Origin of the sequence: Halomonas sp. IOP_31 (assembly GCF_021151495.1) — a bacterium.
Classification (GTDB): Bacteria; Pseudomonadota; Gammaproteobacteria; order Pseudomonadales; family Halomonadaceae; genus Modicisalibacter; species Modicisalibacter zincidurans.
This window is the reverse complement of the sequence record NZ_JAIRBP010000022.1, coordinates 24,835-41,154: the sequence shown is the minus strand read 5'-3', so window position 1 is coordinate 41,154 and position 16,320 is coordinate 24,835. Positions and strand designations below refer to the sequence as shown.

The following is a 16,320-nucleotide window of genomic DNA, read 5'->3' as shown; positions in this document are numbered from 1 at the left end:
ACCGAGCGATAGGGACATCGCCAAGCCGCTGTATCGTACGACACTCCGACATTTTTCGCTTGAACGACCAACCTGAACGGCCCGCTCGCTGGCGCTTATGCGATCAAAGAGCAGAGCGTCAGGTGCGAGAAAATTCCGTGAGCAGAAACGCCTCGATCGCCTGACGCACCGAGGGCAACATCACATCGCGCTGCCGCATCAATTCGCGCACCGTATCCTCGAGTCCCGGCACTCCGACCTCGCGATGCTTGCACAGCGCCATGCGCGCGCAGGTTCGCGGGCAGGCATCGTCGCCCACTCGCACGCCGAGCGCCTGGATGCGCGCGCGAAAGTCATCGCCATCGATCAAGTCGACGATCATCATAATCGGCCTCCGTTATTGTCCTGCGCGTGGATCACCCGGTCCGCGACCACTCGAGCGAGCGCCACGCAGCATGCAGCGATATTCGCTCTCCACGAGGTCGACGACAATCCCTCGCCGTTTCCAGGCCTCTTGATGACGTTCATCGTCAGGCCGAGGTCGCGACAGGTCATGTCTAGAAACACGAAGCATAACCAAAGAAGGGCCGCCCCGGTCTAACCTGGGGCGGCCCTTCTTTATTCATGCCGGCATGCCACCGATTCAGCGTCGGTCTCGGCACATCGGCTACGGCTACGACGCGGTCACATTACGACTGACCGGCCATGCCCTGAACCTTCTTCATCAGCTCGGGATCCTGCTGAACCGTCTGACCGATGGCATTGAAGGTCTCGACGGTCAGACCGCTGTCTTCGACGACCGCAACCATCTTGTCGTTGGCTTCCTTACGGATCTCTTGTTGCTTGGACTGGTCTTCAGCCTGCTGCAGACGCTGGGTGTAATCCTGCGAGATCGCGGCGATCTCCTGCGAGGCATCAGCGAATTGCTGGAGCTGTTCGTCCGTGAAGTCTTCAGCGCTCGGCGCGGCCTGCTGGGTCTGCTGCTGGGCGGCATTATCGCCGCTTTGCTGAGCCATGGCCGGCGCGGAAACCATGCCGGCGCTCAGTAGCGAGGCAGCGAACAGTGCGGTGATCTTGCGCATGTAAATCTCCAAATACTTTTTCGAACGTGTGCTGAACTGGGACGACCTTAGTGGAGGGAAGGTTCCAATCTTTTTGTTACTAAATGTAAATATCCTGCCGGCCGACTCACTGATCTTCGAGCCAGGCGACGATCGCTTCGATCCCCGCTCGAGTCTGGCGCAGCGCTGGGGTTCCCAGAACCTCGCCGGAGCTGGCGAGCAATTCGCCGCCGTCGAAGTCCACGTAGGCGAGCCGCACCGTCAGTTGCTCCGGCGGGCAGCCGAAGGCACTGCCCGGCAGCAACGCAACGCCCGCCTCGGCGAGCAACCGCCGGGTCAGCTCGCCGCTGCTGGTGATACCTCGCGCCGCCAGGCGCTGGCGGTGGGCGGCGAAATCCGGAAACACATAGAAGCCGCCATCCGGGGCGTGTGTGCGCACCCCGGCGGCGTTGAGCCGCGCTGCGCACCAGCCACCGACTTCAGCGAGTACCGTGCGCTGACGTTGCAGGTAGGCGTCGAGCGCGGGGCTCGCGGTATAGGCGGTGATCGCGGCCTGCTGGATGGGGCTGGCGACGCTCGACCAGGTCTCAGAGGCGACACCGAGCAGGCGCTGGAACAACTCGCCGCCCAGCGCCGCGGGCAGGTGCGCCACACCCAGCCGCCAGCCACCGGCTCCGCACCACTTGGACAGCCCGCCGGTGGTCACCGTGCCTTCCGGATAGTCGCGGGCGAAGGCGCGATACGCGCCGCGATGATGGAGCAAGCCGTAGATCTCATCGGCCAGCACCACCACGCCATAGCGGCGCGCCACCGCGGCCAGGCGCTGCTGAGTCTCGGCATCGGGTGCCAGCCCGGTGGGATTGCCCGGTGCGTTGTGGATCAGCACCTTGAGCCGCTCGGGCCGCTCGCGGCAATGCCGTTCGAGCGTCTCGGCAGTGACTTGCCAGCGATGGTCGTAACTGGCCTCGAGACGCACGGCGCGCTGCCCGGCCATGCGCGCCTGCGGTGCGTAGGACACCCAGGCCGGCGCGGGTATCAGGATATCCGCCGTCGGCAGCGCCTTGATCAACGCAAACAACAGCAGTTTGCTGCCCGGACCGATCAGCACGCGCTGGGCGTCCCAGTAGGTTTCATCGACGCGACTCTGGAACGCCGCGACCCGTTCGCGCAGCGCCGGCAGCCCCTGCACCGGCAGGTAGGCCTTGTGCGCGGCGTGCGCGGCGAGCGCCGACACCGCGGGGGCGAACACCGGAAATGGCGACTGACCGAAGCCGAACTTGTAGATACGCTGGCCACTCGCCTCGAGCAACCGCGACTGCTCGTTGATCAGTAGCGTATCGGATGATGGCGTGGCCTCATCGCCATCGGCATAGCTTGCGAGCAAGCGAGCGGCGACGGGATTGCCGGATTCAACGGGAACATCGGTTGCGCGGGTCATGCGGGCCTCCTCGAAGGCACGGAACGGTAAATAATCGGAAAATACGGACATCGGCTCACTCGACGCCCAGCCGGGCGATCAATGCCTCGCGCCGCCGGATCGACGCCACGGCGTGTTCGCCGAGCCGCACGGCGACGCGCGACAGCAACAGCTCCACCAACAGGAACAGGCTGCTCATCGGGTTGAAGAAGAACGGCCCCTCGGCCGGCGCCACCAGCCGGCAGTCGGTAAGGCCCGCCAACTGCGAACGCGGGTGATTGGTCAGCGCCACCAATCGCGCGCCCTGCTCCACGGCCAGCCGACAATAGTCGACGCTGGTCCGCGTCTCGGGGCGAAAGGCGATGCCCACCACCAGATCGTCGGAATCGAGCGTGAGGGCCCGCTCGACGCCGACGCCGGCCTCGCCAGCGATCAAATGCACGTCGTCACGCAGGTAATCGAGGTAGTAAGCCAGATAATGCGCCGCGCCGAAGCTGGCACGCAGGCCGATCACCTGAACCCGGCGCGCGGTCGCAAGCCCCGCGGCGGCACGCTCGAGCATGGCGTCATCGAGTCCCTCGACCGCGGCCGATAGATTGGCCATTTCCTGTTCCCAGAGCGCCCGCTGCGCGCCGCCGGGACGCAACGTCGGCGTTTCGCCGAAATCCAGCAGCCGCTCGGCGCGCGTGGAATAGTAAGTGGCGCCGGAGAGATCTTCGCGGAACAGTGCCTGGAAGGTCTTGAAGCCGGAAAAACCCAGCGCCCGCGACAATCGCGTGAGGCTCGAGGGATTGACGGCGTGCTGCTCGGCGAGTTGCGAAATGGTCGATAGCCCGACGCGTTCGGGGCTGGCAAGCAACGCCTTCAACACCGTCTGTGCCCTGGCCGAGAGTCTCGGCGCGCCCTGATCCTGGCGGGCAATACGCGCAGCCAACGCCTGCAATTCGGCGAGGCTGACGGGCGGTTCAAGCGCTTTGGTGTCCATGGGTTCTCCAGAGTACTGACTGGCCAGAGTACTGACTGGCCAGAGTACTGACTGGAGAGTAGGTTGAAGGCGACGTTATTGCAAATAAATTTGCATTATTGGAATTAAATTTTCTTCCGATGAGTGCCTGGCAGTTGGCCTTCACCAACGCCTGGCGCAGCCATGGGTTCGAGGCCCGGGACGAAGCCGATCGCTTTTGGTTCGATCACCCTCTCGACCTGGCTCTGATCGCCGCCACAGACTGCAACGGGCGTCATAAGGCGCCCGTTGCGGGTCTTGCCGCCCGGCTAGCCGTAGACCAGATTGGGCAGGTAAGTGATCAGGGCCGGGAACAGAATCACCAGCAGCAGACCGACCCCCTGGATGCCCAAAAACGGCAGCGACGAGCGGAAGATCTGCGCCATGGTGATGTGCGGCGGGCAGACCCCCTTGATGTAGAACAGCGCATAGCCGAACGGCGGACTCAAGAACGACATCTGCATGTTGACCAGGTAGATCACCCCGAACCACAGCGAGACGTCTCCTGCACCGACCCCCGGCAGCCCCAGCAGGCCATCGAAGGAGAGCGGCTGGATAAGCGGCACGAAGATCGGCACCGCCAGCAGCAGGATACCCACCCAGTCGAGGAACATGCCCAGCGCTATCAGCAGGATCATCATGACCGCCAGCACACCGTAGGGTCCGAGCCCGGCACCGGAGATCAACGCCTGGACGAAATCCTGACCGCCCTGAAGAATATAGAAACCGACGAAGATGCTGGCGCCGAAGATGATCCACATCACCATCGCCGAGGCGACCAGCGTGGTCATGCAGGCGGCATGCAAGTTGGCCCAAGTCAGGCGCCGGTGCATTGCCGCAACCACCAGGGCACCGAAGGTGCCGATGCCGGCGGCCTCCACCGGCGTGGCGATGCCGGTGAAGATGATACCGAGCACCAGAATCACCAGCACGATGGGTGCCAGCATGTTGCGCAGCAGGCGCAGCTTCTCGCCCGTGTCGACGCGATCCTCCACCGGCATGGGTGGCGCCATCTTGGGGTTGATTGTGCCACGCAGCCAGCAGTAGAGGGCGTACATGCCCGCCAGCAGCAGGCCGGGAATCAGCGAGCCGAGATACAGCTCGCCCACCGACTGCTGGGCAATCACGCCGTAGATGATCGCCAGGATCGACGGCGGAATCAGGATCCCCAGCGTACCGCCGGCCATGATCGAGCCGATCGCGATCTCGGGATCGTAGTTGCGCTTGAGCATCGCCGGCAGGGCAATCAGGCCCATGGTCACCACCGCGGCACCGATCACGCCGACCATGGCGGCGAGCAGCGTCGAGGCGATTATGGTGGCGATCGCCAGCCCGGCCTTGAGCCCGCCCATCCATTTGTAGACGGTATCGAACAGCTCCTCGATGATGCCAGCCTTCTCCAGCACGGCCGCCATGAAGATGAACAACGGGATCGCCGAAAGCTGATAGTTGGTCATCATCGGGAAGATGCGCGAGGGCATCAGGTTGAGCATGGCCTGGTCGCCCACCAGATAGAGAAAGGCCACACCCAGGCCGCCGGTGACGAAGGCCAGCGGCAGACCGGCCACCAGCACCACCATCAGGCTACTGAACATCACCAAGGTCAGACCGCCGATTCCCACGCTGCTCAGGCTGTTCTCGAGGCTTCCGGCCAGGCTCTGGTAGTCGGTGACGCTGATGTTGACTATCTCGAACACCATCCAGGCAGCCAGCACAGCGCCCAACGCCACCAGCAGGTGAGCAAAGCCGCGTCCCTGGCGTTCGCAGGCACGATAGTGGCGGAAAGTCTGCAAGTCCCGGATCAGTTGGGCGATCCCCTGCATCAGCAGCAGCAGAGCGCCGAAGAAGAGCATGAACTTCACCGGATAGAACTCGATGGCCCATTCGGTGAAGGAAGTTTCGTTGGCATAGCTGGAGCCGAAGAAGAACGTGTCGCTCACCGACTGCGAGAAGAACTTCCACCCGGTCGCCACCAGGCCGAGGGTGAAGATGAAGAAAAACACCGATGTCAGCAGGTCGAGGGCTGCCTTGGTCAGCGGCCGGGCGCGCTGGTAGAGGATGTCCACCCGCACGTGGCCACCCTCGCGCAGGGCGAAGGCGCCGGCGATCAGGTACTGCATGCCGAACATCAGAGTCATCGACTCGTGAACCCAGTTGGTCGGCGAGTTGAAGGCATAACGCACCAGCACCTCATAGGTGTAGGCGAAGGGCGCGATCATGGACCAGTAGGCGACATAGCGGCCGAAGAAGCCCGAGATACTGTCGGAGACGGCGGTAAAGACATTGCCTGGCGGATGGTAGCGCTCTACCGGGGCCTCAGCAGGGATCTCGGCGGTATCGCCGCCGCTGACCACGGCGCCGCGGCGAAAGCTGCGATCGACGCAGAACATCACCACCAGCGGCAACAGGGCCAGCACGGCCCAGTAGAGCCAGTGGGGCAGGACAAAATCAATGTCGAGATTCATGAACACTCCTCCGCTGCGCCATCTCGTTCCGGCGATGGCAACGGATCAATGAGTCAGAGAATGGCGGGGTGCATGGGTTGTCATCGGCCCGGCCGATGCCGTCCTTAGACGGCCACCGGCGGGCACCTTGGGGATTTACAGGTTAAGCTGGTAGTCCTTGATGTCCTCGCCGGTGACCAGCGCCACCGCCGGGTCCATCATGGTGTCGAGGTGTGCCTTGAACAGGCGCGCGGCGTCCGGATCCTTGTTGGCCCACTTGAACCACAGCGGAATGGCGGCTTCGCGGAAGCGGCTGGCATCCGCCTCGGAAAGGTGGATGATTTCCACACCCTTCTCTCGGTATTTGGGCCAGGCCTCGGCATTGGCCTTCTGGATCGCGGCGTAATGCTCACGGGAGTAGGCCGACACCAGATCATGCATCAGGTCCTGGGTCTGCGGCGACATGCGCTCGAAGACGCGACGATTGACGGCGATGTCCATCAGATCGACGGCCTGATGAAGACAGGGTGTGGAGGGCGGCCCCATGATGATGTAGTCCGCGACTTGCCAGAAGCCAAGCTCATAGTTGACCGCCGCGCCAGTGTAGTCGGCGGCGTCGATGGTTCCCTTCTCGAGTGCCGGGTAGACCTCCGAGCCCGGCAGCAGCGTGGTTCGCGCGCCGATCGAGGCGAAAGTCTCGGCCACGATGCCGCCGGGCATGCGGAGCTTGATCCCCTTGAAGTCGTCGAAGCTGCGCAGGGGAATCTTGGAGTGGATCAGGTTGAGGTCGTGCTGGACGTAGCCCAGCAGCTCCTGGCCCTGCTTGCGGTACAGATCCTTGGCGATCCCGAAGCCCCCGTAGGCGCCGAACATCATGTCCCACTGGTGCGGCGCGGAGAGGCCCATGGGATAAGCCGTCAGGAATACGCCCGCGGGCATCTTGCCGGGCCAGTAGACGGTGAACCAGTTCTGGCCGTCGAGCACCCCGTTGCGTACCGCATCGGCCACCTCGAAGGCGCCGGCCACGGCACCGGCTGGAAACGGCTCGATGCTGACCTCACCGCTGGTCGCCTCGGACACCCCCTTGGCCCACGCCTCGAAGGTCTTGTAACCGGTAGTGCCCGGCTGCCACGAGGACTGCATGCGGATGCGAATACCCTGCTGCGCCTGGACGCTGCCGACCCACGGCGCGGCGACCGCCGCCGCCGAACCCAGCGCCGCCCCCTTGAGGAAGGTGCGCCGGCTGGCGGGCTTGGTGGCTGCGCTGGTGGGCTGAGAGGCGCTATCCTGATCGGCGCTGGTCGCCGGCTGGCGTGTCTTGTCGTGCATGGCGATATCTCCTGGGGAGTCCAGCCCACCCGAAGCGAGCGAGCCTTGTTGTTGTGCGATTATCATGCGCTTGCCGCCGTGGGCGGCGGTGTGTCCCGAGAATCACAGTAGCCGAGTTGCGTTGGCTCGCCATCGTTTCCCTCAACGCTAAAAGCGCCCCAGCCGTCTGAAAACACGGCCAAAATGGTCTCCAGCCGCGCCACTGGCGGGCCGCTCTGGTCCGACCAATTGACCATCGAAAATCACGTTTTAGACCAAAGCACGACCCTGCGAGGCTATTTTGACGCCGCGCTGGCATGCCGGGCAGCGATCTGGTGTGCTTGTCCGATCCCTTACGCCGAGGAGCCGACGATGTCCCGCCACCTGCGCCCCCTGCTGATGCCCATGCGCCAGCGCGAATCAGGACAGCACCAATGAGCGCCTCCCCGTCACCCGCCGCCCGCGCGGAATCGCCCTGGCTGAAGACCATGCCGGGGCTGTTCGTCTTGTTGTGGAGCACCGGTTTCATCGGCGCCAAGTTCGGGCTGCCCTATGCCGAGCCGTTCACCTTCCTGTTCATTCGCTTCATGCTGACGCTCGCGGTGCTGCTGCCGCTGGTGGGGTTGCTCAAGGCGTCTTGGCCACACTCCCGGGTGCTCTGCGCGCATGTCGCGGTGACCGGACTGCTGGTGCATGCCGTGTATCTGGGCGGGGTGTTCTACGCCATCGAGCTGGGGCTGCCCGCCGGGCTGGCGTCGCTGCTGGTCGGGCTGCAGCCCCTGCTCACCGCTGCGCTGGCCTTGCCGCTGCTCGGCGAGCGCCTGACGGCCGGTCAGTGGCTCGGCTTGCTGCTGGGCCTGGTAGGCATCACCCTGGTGCTCGGCGGCAAGCTCGCCCCCGCCGCCGGCCGCCTGTTCGACGGCTTCGGCGTGGGCGCGCTGGTCAGCGTACTCGCCTCGCTGATGGCGATTTCCGCCGGTACCCTGTATCAGAAACGCTTCTGCACCGGCATGCCGCTGCTTACCGGCAGCGTGATCCAGTACCTGGCCGCGGGCGTCGCGCTGGGTGCCGGCGCGCTGTTGCTGGAAAGCCGTGAGGTGACCTGGACGATGACCTTCGTCGCGACGCTCGCCTGGCTGGTGCTGGGCCTGTCGGTGGCGGCGATCCTGCTGCTGATGGCGCTGATCCGACGCGGCGCGGCCTCGAAGGTCGCCAGCCTGTTCTACCTGGTGCCGCCGCTCACCGCCCTGGAAGCCTGGTGGTTGTTCGACGAGACGCTGGGGCCGGTGGCGCTGGCCGGCATGGCGATCAGCCTGTTCGGGGTGGTACTGGTATCGCGTGGCCAGGCCACCCCCAAGACTCGCCGCTAGCTGCCGATAAAACGATGGAGGGCCGCAGCGACCCAGGTTATGTCATCCAGTGCGACGTTTACGGTATACCCGTGAGGCGGGCTGCGCGCCCATGCGCTAGATAATAACCGGGGAGCGAGAACACCATGAATCATTGCGCAAGAGTCGAGGGCCACTGCGGACGTTGCGATACGCCGCTGCCGTTCGATTTCACCATGGCTTTCCAGCCGATCGTCGATGTCGAACGAGGTCAAGTGGTCGCCTTCGAGGCGCTGGTACGCGGCACCCGGGGCGAATCGGCCGGTCAGATCCTCGGCCAGGTCGACGAGAAGCTGCTCTATCGCTTCGATCAGGCCTGCCGAGTCAAGGCCATCGAGCTCGCCAGCCGGCTGGGCATGCGGGAGAAGCTGTCGATCAACTTCCTGCCCAACGCCGTCTACGAACCCGCCGCCTGCATCCAGGCCACGCTGGATGCCGCGCGGCGTGTCGACTGGCCCATCGAGCGCATCAATTTCGAGATCGTCGAGAGCGAAGCCGTCAGTGACCGCGCTCATCTCAAGCGCATCGTCGACAGCTATCGCGAGATGGGCTTTTCCACCGCGCTCGACGACTTCGGCGCCGGTCATTCGAATCTCGACCTGCTGACCGAGATGCGCCTGGACACGCTGAAGCTCGATCGTCAGCTGATCATGCAGATCGATCGCGACCCGCGCCGCCAGGCGATGGTCCGTGCAGTGGTCGCCATGGCCGCCGAACTGGATTGTCAGTTGATCGCCGAAGGCATCGAGACGCTCGCCGAGGCACGTTGGCTCAAGCGCGCCGGGGTCGTCCGCCAGCAGGGCTACTTCTTCGCCCGCCCGGAACTCGAGGCGCTGCCCGTGGTGCCGGCAGCGCGTTTCGTCGATACCCAAGCATGAGCTAGACAATGCTCATGAGCCTTGTCCGTATGGGGGCAACGCGTATGAGCGCCGAATCGATCCACCATACACCGCCGGCCTGGCTGGCTTCTCGGTCTGCTAGATTTTGTCTGAACGTTGGCGAGCGCGGGCAGTTTTCGGGCAACGCCTAAGCCATGATCTGGAAGCGATAGCGGGTCCGCAGGGTCTGGCCCTTGGTCAGCTCGACCAGCCCCTGGTCGAGCGGCGCGGCGCCGTGATGGGCGTCCACGTCGTGGTTGACCGGCTCGAAGCAGAAGAAGTCGGCCTGACTACCCGGTGAATAGACCAGATAGCGCGGGCACGGCGGGTCGCTGTCGATATACAACGTCAGGTCGCGCTCGGGCCAGACCAGCCGTGCGTGGCCATTCCAGCCGGTAAACAGATTGTCGATCGGCCCGGCCGGCAACTTGCCGCCGTGACGGAAATCCCATTCGCTCGCCGCGTCGATGGCCCGCCAGCCGGTGGGCAGTTGCGCGGCGTCGACGTCCCACACGCCATCCGCCGGGGCCTCGATAGTCACCCCGGCGCTGCGCGGGAACCAGGGATGCACGCCCATGCCGTAGGGTGCGGGCGCCTCGCCCCGATGGGTGATCACCAGTTCCACGGTCAGCGCCGCGCCGTCGAGCCGATAGATCAGCCGCGAGCGGTAGTCGAACGGCGGCTGGTGGCTGGATTCGCGTTCGAGGGTCAGTTGGGTGGCGGTACGGTGGGCGACGCGCCACGCCGCCTGCCAGCCATCGCCGTGGATCGGAAATCGCTCGCCCTGGCGATTGGGTTGCAGCAGATAACGCTCGCCCTGCCATTCGAAGCCGCCGCCGCTGATGCGGTTGGACCACGGCACCAGCGGATACAGCCCCATCTCGTTGGGATCGTCGGTCGCACTGTCGCCGGGGCGGAACAGCGCGATGTCGCCATCCTTGCGCAGCGCCTCGAAGCGCACCACCGAACCGCCCACGGCCGGCGCCACCTCGAGTCGCAGCAAGGTGTTCTCGAGCGTAATCGTCATTGCCTGGCTACTCCGCTGAAATCGATCGCCACAGCATACCGCACCAAGGCCTTGGCGGGGACCGACCGATGGCTACTCAGTCGTGATAGACCGCGCTGCGTGCGCCGTCGACGGTGATACAGGTGCGCTGAAGCGGTTGCCAGCCGACTCCTCGAGCGTCGGCCATGAAGCGATGACGCGCGGCCCGCCCAGACGCACTCGAGGGTATTGATGGCGATCATTGCGCGTCCCTATCGATACCGAACGTGGATGAATTCAATGCGAGTGCCGGGGCACCTCGGCGCCGCGGCAGCCGACCAGGAAGTCGAAGTCGCAGCCCTCGTCGGCCTGCAGCACCCGCTCGATGTAGAGCTGACGATACCCGCCGCTAGCGGCGATGGTCCGCGACGCTGCGGTAGGATCCGTCTCGGCCAGCCGTGCCGCGAGCGCCGTGTCGTCAAGTTCCAGGTGCAACATGCCGGCGTAGGCGTCGAGTTCGATCCAGTCGCCGTTGCGTACCGCCGCCAGCGGCCCGCCGGCGGCGGCCTCGGGGGCGACGTGCAGCACCACGGTGCCGTAGGCGGTGCCGCTCATCCGCGCGTCCGAGATGCGCACCATGTCGGTGACGCCCCGTTCGAGCAGCTTGGCCGGCAGGCCCATGTTGCCGACCTCGGCCATGCCGTGATAGCCGCGCGGCCCGCAGTGCTTCATCACCAGTACGCTGTCGGCGCTGACCTCGAGATCGGGATCGTTGATGCGCGCCTTGTAGTCGTCGAAATCCTCGAACACCACCGCCTGGCCGCGATGGGTCATCAGCTCGGGGGTGGCGGCGGAGGGCTTCAAGACCGCGCCGTTGGGGGCGAGGTTGCCGCGCAGCACGCACATGCCGCCGTCCTCGCGCAACGGGTTGTCGAGCGGGCGGATCACTGCGTCGTTGTACAGCGGGGCGTCCTTGACGTTGTCCCACAGGGTGCGGCCGTTGACGGTCAGGGCATCCTTGTGGGGCAGGCGGTCGGCCTCGCCGAGCCGCCGCAGCACCGCGGGCAGGCCGCCGGCGTAGTAGAACTCTTCCATCAGAAAGCGCCCGGAGGGCTGCAGGTCGACGATGGTCGGCGTGCCGCGACCGATGCGCGTCCAGTCATCCAGCGTCAGGTCCACGCCGATGCGCCCGGCGATGGCCTTGAGATGAATCACCGCGTTGGTCGAGCCGCCGATCGCGGCATTGGTGCGGATGGCGTTGTCGAACGCCTGCTTGGTCAGCACCTTGGACAGCTTGAGGTCCTCGTCGACCATCTCGACGATGCGGTTGCCGGAGAGATGCGCTAGCACGTAGCGCCGCGAGTCCACCGCCGGGATCGCGGCATTATGCGGCAATGAAACGCCCAGCGACTCGGCCATGCAGGCCATGGTCGAGGCGGTGCCCATGGTGTTGCAGGTGCCGGCGGAGCGCGACATGCCGGCCTCGGCGGCCATGAAGTCGTGGAGCGAGAGCTTGCCCGCCTTCACCTCTTCCGAGAGCCGCCAGACCACGGTACCGGAGCCGATGTCCTTGCCCTCGTGCTTGCCGTTGAGCATCGGCCCGCCGGTGACCACGAGGGTGGGGATGTCGCAGCTCGCCGCGCCCATCAGCAGCGCCGGGGTGGTCTTGTCGCAGCCGACCAGCAGCACCACGGCGTCCATGGGGTTGCCGCGAATCGCCTCCTCGACGTCCATGCTCGCCAGGTTGCGGGTGAACATCGCGGTGGGTCGCAGGTTGGACTCGCCGTTGGAGAACACCGGGAACTCCAGCGGGTAGCCGCCGGCTTCCAGCACGCCCTGCTTGACGTGTTCGGCAAGCTTGCGGAAATGCGCGTTGCAGGGGGTCAGTTCCGACCAGGTGTTGCAGATGCCGATGATCGGCTTGCCCTGAAACTCATGATCGGGGATGCCCTGGTTCTTCATCCAGCTGCGGTACATGAAGCCGTTCTTGTCGGCGCTGCCGAACCAGGCGGCCGAGCGTAGCGGTTTCTCTTGAGTGCGTAGCGGGCGTTTCACATTGGTCATGAATCAGTTCCTTACGTCTTAGCTCGGCGGGTCTGCTTCCAGCGGTCGAAGAGTACCGCCAACAGCAGGATCGCCCCGCGCACCAGGTACTGGTAGAAGGTCGGTACGTTGAGCAGGCCCATGGCATTCTGCACGCTGCCCATGATCAGCACGCCGACCAGCACGCCGGTGATCGACGCCACCCCACCGGACAGCGACACGCCGCCCAGCACGCAGGCCGAGATCACCGCGAGCTCCAGACCCAGCGAGGTATTGGGATCGCCCAGGCCCATGCGCGAGGTGAGCAGCACCCCGGCGATGCCGGCGACCACGCCCTGCAGCGCGAACACGGTGATCTTGAGCCGGCGCACGTTGACGCCGGCCAGGCTCGCCGCCTCGGCGTTGCCGCCAGTGGCCAGCACGTTGCGGCCGAAGGCGGTCAGGTTGAGCAGCACGCCGAAGATCACGAAGCACACGATCATCGTCCATACCGGCAGGGTCAGGCCCAGGAACGAGGCGCTGCCCAGGTCGAAGAACCCCGGCACGCTGATCATCACCGCGTCGCCGCCGGAGGTGATGTAGGCCAGCCCGCGCACGAACTCCATCGCCGCCAGGGTGGCGATCAGCGAGTTGATGCCGAAGCGCGCCACCACGAAGCCGTTGAAGGCGCCCACCGCGCCGCCGGCGGCCACCCCGCCGAGCACGCCGATGACCACGCTGCCCGAGGTCGAGGTGATCACCGCGGCGACGACCCCGGCGAAGGCAACGATCGAGGCCACCGACAGATCGACCTCGCCCAGCGCCAGCACCATCATCATGGTCGTGGCGATGGTGCCGATCAGCGTCACCGAGAGCAGCAGGCCGACGATGTTGCGTCCGGTCAGAAAGTCCGGCACCAGCACCGACAGGCCGATGAACAGCAGGATGAAGATGGCGATCAGCCCGGAGGTATCGAGCAGCGTGCGCAGCGGCTTGGGCAGGCCGCGCCGTCCTTCGGGCTGCACCGTCGTGGAGGAGACGGTCTTTTCACTGGACATGGGTCATTCCTCTCTGAAAGCTTCGACGCTCGTCAGGCCGGCAGCGCCAGGCCCAGCAGGCGTTCGGGGGTGGCCTCGTCGCGGTCGACGATGTCGATCAGCGCACCGTCGCGCATCACGCCGATGCGGTCGCAGATCGAGCTGACCTCGGCCAGGTCGCTGGAGATCACCACCACGCTCTTGCCCTGCTCGGCGAGGTCGTAGAGCAGCGAATAGATGTCGCGGCGCGCGCCGACGTCGATGCCGCGGGTCGGCTCGTCCATCACGAACAGCTCGATCTCCTCGGCCAGCCAGCGGGCCACGATCACCTTCTGCTGGTTGCCCCCCGACAGGTTGTTGATCGGGGTCCTGGGCCCCGGGGTCTTGATGCTCAACTGGCGGATATAATCGTTGGCGTTGTCGGTCTCGCGGCGGGCATGGCGGAACACCCCCCAGCGCTTGAAGAAGCGCCGGCAACTGATGTTGAGGTTGTCGGCGACACTCGCCACCGGAAAGATGCCCTGCGACTTGCGATCCTCGGGACACATGGCGATGCCGGCGCGGATCGCCTCGCGGGGGCTGGCGAAGCGGCGCGTGTCGCCGGCGAAGCGCACCGCGCCCTCGCTGGCCTTCTCGACGCCGCAGACCAGCCGCATCAGCTCGCTGCGCCCGGCGCCGACCAGCCCGAACAGTCCCAGCACTTCGCCACGCTTGACCTCGAAGCTGACCGGCTCGCGCACGCCGTGGCCCTTGAGACCCTCGAGGCGCATCAGCGTCTCGCCGTGCTGGCGTGGACGGTAGCCGTACACGTCGGCGATCTCGCGCCCGACCATCTCGCTGACCAGGGTGTCGTGGTCGAGCCCGGCGAGCGAGTCGTGGGTGGCGATGTGCCGGCCGTCGCGGAACACCGTCAGCGCATCGCACATCTCGAAGACTTCCTCCATGCGATGGGTGACGTAGAGCACCACCCGGCCTTCGTCACGCAGCCGCGCAACGATGCGCTTCAAGTGGCGGATCTCCTGCACGGACAGGCTGCTGGTGGGCTCGTCGAAGGCGATGATCCGGGTGTCGCGCAGCAACGCCCTGCCGATCTCGATCATCTGCTGCTGGCCAATCGACAGATCGCGAACTTTGGTGGCGGGGTGAATGTTCGCCTCGCCGAGATCCTCGAGCACCTTGAGCGCACGCTCGCGCAGTCGGCGGCGGTCGATGAAGCCGTGGCGCTCGGGTAACTGACCGAGCAGCAGGTTCTCGGCCACCGACAGGTTCGGCGACAGCGTCAATTCCTGATAGATGATCGCGATGCCCTGATTGAGCGCCTCGCGGGCATTGCTGAAGACGTGGCGCTCGCCGTTGATCCACAACGCCCCGGCGGTGACCTTGTTGACCCCGCTGAGCACCTTGAGCAGGGTCGACTTGCCAGCGCCGTTCTCGCCCATCAGGGCATGCACTTCGCCAGCGCGAACGTTGAAGCTGACGTCATCGAGCGCGCGCACGCCGGGAAACTCGACGGTAATGCCGTCGACGCGAAGATAGGGTTCGGACATGGATCTAGACTCCGCAGGGATGGACAGGGCCCACGACACGCCTCGCCATGGGCCGGACGACTCAGAGATTCAAGTCCTTGCGGACCTGCTCCCAGTTGTCGCGAGTCATCAGCGTACCGGTGGTCTCGGTATTGGCCGGCGGCTTCTCACCTTCGGTGATCCAAGTGTAGAGATTGTCGGCGCTCTGGCGGCCGTGCATGGTCGAACTCACCGCCACGGTGCCATAGAAACCGGTGGGCTTCTCGCGAGAGAACTCGGCGAAGGCCGCCCCCGAGCCGTTGATGCCGACCCCGATCACCTGGTCGGGACTCAGCCCATACTGTTCGCTGGCGCGCACGCCGCCCAGCACGCTTTCTTCGTTGAGGGCATAGATCACCCAACGCTCGAAATCGCCTCGTTTGGCAAACACCGGCGAAGCAGCTGCAAAGGCACTGCTGGTGTCGGTGTTCTGTTGCGGTGCATCGAAAATGTTGGCTTTCTTGAAGCCGGACTCCAACAGCGCGTCGGTGGCACCATCGGTGCGCGCCTTGGCGGTGGGCAGCTCATAATTGGTGATGCGCAGTGCGGCCACGTTCTCGGGATCCCAGCCGCGACGTTCCATTTCTGCGGCGATGGCATCGCCCACCTGCTGACCGATCTTGTAACCCGACATGCCCAGGTGCGGCACACCCTCCATCGGCTCGCCGTCGGCGCCCACGAAACGGTCGTCGACGGTGACCACTTTCATGCCGTACTGCTTGGCACGGTTCATGATCGCCGGCCCCAGGCGCACGTCGGGCGGGCAGATGACGAAGCCCTGAGCGCCCTGGGAGTTCAAGTTGTCGATAGCGCTGAGCACTTGCTGGCCATCCTCGCCGGCCAGACTCACCACTTCGAAGCCCTTTTCCTCGCCGAGATTGGTGGCGGCCTGCTGTTCGTTGATGAACCAGGCCTGTTCCGGCTTCTTGACGATGAAGCCGATCTTGACCTCGTCGTCGGCGGCCTGCGCCAGGCTGAACGCGCTCAGTGCAAGACCGGCGCCCAGCGCAAGGCGTGATAGCGTATGTGTAAATGACATTCGGCATTCTCCTGCCCCGAGGGCACAGATGTTGTTGTTGTGATCGGACGACGCAGCGACCGACCCTATGAGCACGCTGTGACGTTAGTCAGTCTATGGGTAAGCGACTAATACGCATTGCCAGACAGGGGGATATCGTTTTGTTTATCAATAAGCAAGCAGGCTTGGTCGGTTGCGCCCCATACCCACCGAAT

The 16,320-nt window shown here is 65.0% G+C and carries 13 protein-coding genes; 2 read left to right on the top strand and 11 right to left on the bottom strand.

All coding sequences use genetic code 11. From position 1 onward, the window contains the following. Positions 1 to 118 precede the first annotated feature (118 nt). From K7I12_RS11940 to dctP, 6 genes are all read right to left on the bottom strand, one after another. Positions 119 to 364 carry a hypothetical protein gene (locus K7I12_RS11940; protein WP_031384305.1) on the bottom strand — a complete coding sequence of 82 codons (246 nt, stop codon included), beginning with the start codon at positions 362 to 364 and terminating at the stop codon, positions 119 to 121. A 304-nt stretch (positions 365 to 668) separates the two neighbouring features. Then, the gene (locus K7I12_RS11935) at positions 669 to 1,061 is read right to left on the bottom strand and encodes a DUF4168 domain-containing protein (protein ID WP_031384306.1); all 393 of its coding nucleotides are present in this window, start codon (positions 1,059 to 1,061) and stop codon (positions 669 to 671) included. A 106-nt stretch (positions 1,062 to 1,167) separates the two neighbouring features. Continuing rightward, entirely contained in the window at positions 1,168 to 2,478 is a 1,311-nt protein-coding gene (locus K7I12_RS11930; protein ID WP_035575625.1) for a pyridoxal phosphate-dependent aminotransferase, read from the bottom strand. Between the two features lie 55 nt (positions 2,479 to 2,533). Further along, positions 2,534 to 3,442 carry a MurR/RpiR family transcriptional regulator gene (locus K7I12_RS11925; protein WP_031384308.1) on the bottom strand — a complete coding sequence of 303 codons (909 nt, stop codon included), beginning with the start codon at positions 3,440 to 3,442 and terminating at the stop codon, positions 2,534 to 2,536. Positions 3,443 to 3,729: 287 nt separating this feature from the next. Next, positions 3,730 to 5,925 (bottom strand): TRAP transporter large permease subunit, encoded by a 2,196-nt coding sequence (locus tag K7I12_RS11920; RefSeq protein ID WP_031384309.1) that lies wholly within the window; start codon positions 5,923 to 5,925, stop codon positions 3,730 to 3,732. A 135-nt stretch (positions 5,926 to 6,060) separates the two neighbouring features. After that, complete coding sequence (dctP, locus tag K7I12_RS11915) at positions 6,061 to 7,233, bottom strand: TRAP transporter substrate-binding protein DctP (RefSeq protein ID WP_231664235.1); 1,173 nt, start codon at positions 7,231 to 7,233, stop codon at positions 6,061 to 6,063. 413 nt (positions 7,234 to 7,646) lie between these two features. Here dctP and K7I12_RS11910 point away from each other — a divergent pair, with 413 nt between their 5' ends. Both K7I12_RS11910 and K7I12_RS11905 read left to right on the top strand, forming a co-directional pair. Then, positions 7,647 to 8,582, top strand: a complete 936-nt coding sequence (locus K7I12_RS11910; protein WP_231664234.1) for a DMT family transporter — start codon at positions 7,647 to 7,649, stop codon at positions 8,580 to 8,582. A gap of 125 nt (positions 8,583 to 8,707) precedes the next feature. After that, positions 8,708 to 9,478, top strand: a complete 771-nt coding sequence (locus K7I12_RS11905) for an EAL domain-containing protein (protein WP_231664233.1) — start codon at positions 8,708 to 8,710, stop codon at positions 9,476 to 9,478. 148 nt (positions 9,479 to 9,626) lie between these two features. Here K7I12_RS11905 and K7I12_RS11900 read toward each other — a convergent pair whose 3' ends face one another. The 5 genes from K7I12_RS11900 to K7I12_RS11880 all read right to left on the bottom strand — a co-directional run bounded on the left by K7I12_RS11900 (position 9,627) and on the right by K7I12_RS11880 (position 16,126). Next, complete coding sequence (locus tag K7I12_RS11900; protein ID WP_231664231.1) at positions 9,627 to 10,505, bottom strand: aldose 1-epimerase; 879 nt, start codon at positions 10,503 to 10,505, stop codon at positions 9,627 to 9,629. 255 nt (positions 10,506 to 10,760) lie between these two features. Beyond that, complete coding sequence (locus tag K7I12_RS11895; protein WP_031384314.1) at positions 10,761 to 12,527, bottom strand: IlvD/Edd family dehydratase; 1,767 nt, start codon at positions 12,525 to 12,527, stop codon at positions 10,761 to 10,763. Positions 12,528 to 12,538: 11 nt separating this feature from the next. Then, positions 12,539 to 13,543 (bottom strand): L-arabinose ABC transporter permease AraH, encoded by a 1,005-nt coding sequence (gene araH / locus K7I12_RS11890; RefSeq protein WP_231664230.1) that lies wholly within the window; start codon positions 13,541 to 13,543, stop codon positions 12,539 to 12,541. Between the two features lie 32 nt (positions 13,544 to 13,575). Further along, a complete protein-coding gene (araG, locus tag K7I12_RS11885) occupies positions 13,576 to 15,069 on the bottom strand; it encodes an L-arabinose ABC transporter ATP-binding protein AraG (protein ID WP_031384316.1) in 1,494 nt (497 codons plus the stop codon). A 61-nt stretch (positions 15,070 to 15,130) separates the two neighbouring features. Further along, complete coding sequence (locus K7I12_RS11880; RefSeq protein ID WP_031384317.1) at positions 15,131 to 16,126, bottom strand: arabinose ABC transporter substrate-binding protein; 996 nt, start codon at positions 16,124 to 16,126, stop codon at positions 15,131 to 15,133. Between the last annotated feature and the right edge of the window lie 194 nt (positions 16,127 to 16,320).

Coding starts and splice junctions, on each gene's coding strand:
- K7I12_RS11940 (WP_031384305.1), bottom strand. CDS start 364: ATGATGATCGTCGACTTGATCGATGGCGATGACTTTCGCGCGCGCATC.
- K7I12_RS11935 (WP_031384306.1), bottom strand. CDS start 1,061: ATGCGCAAGATCACCGCACTGTTCGCTGCCTCGCTACTGAGCGCCGGC.
- K7I12_RS11930 (WP_035575625.1), bottom strand. CDS start 2,478: ATGACCCGCGCAACCGATGTTCCCGTTGAATCCGGCAATCCCGTCGCC.
- K7I12_RS11925 (WP_031384308.1), bottom strand. CDS start 3,442: ATGGACACCAAAGCGCTTGAACCGCCCGTCAGCCTCGCCGAATTGCAG.
- K7I12_RS11920 (WP_031384309.1), bottom strand. CDS start 5,925: ATGAATCTCGACATTGATTTTGTCCTGCCCCACTGGCTCTACTGGGCC.
- dctP (WP_231664235.1), bottom strand. CDS start 7,233: ATGCACGACAAGACACGCCAGCCGGCGACCAGCGCCGATCAGGATAGC.
- K7I12_RS11910 (WP_231664234.1), top strand. CDS start 7,647: ATGAGCGCCTCCCCGTCACCCGCCGCCCGCGCGGAATCGCCCTGGCTG.
- K7I12_RS11905 (WP_231664233.1), top strand. CDS start 8,708: ATGAATCATTGCGCAAGAGTCGAGGGCCACTGCGGACGTTGCGATACG.
- K7I12_RS11900 (WP_231664231.1), bottom strand. CDS start 10,505: ATGACGATTACGCTCGAGAACACCTTGCTGCGACTCGAGGTGGCGCCG.
- K7I12_RS11895 (WP_031384314.1), bottom strand. CDS start 12,527: ATGACCAATGTGAAACGCCCGCTACGCACTCAAGAGAAACCGCTACGC.
- araH (WP_231664230.1), bottom strand. CDS start 13,543: ATGTCCAGTGAAAAGACCGTCTCCTCCACGACGGTGCAGCCCGAAGGA.
- araG (WP_031384316.1), bottom strand. CDS start 15,069: ATGTCCGAACCCTATCTTCGCGTCGACGGCATTACCGTCGAGTTTCCC.
- K7I12_RS11880 (WP_031384317.1), bottom strand. CDS start 16,126: ATGTCATTTACACATACGCTATCACGCCTTGCGCTGGGCGCCGGTCTT.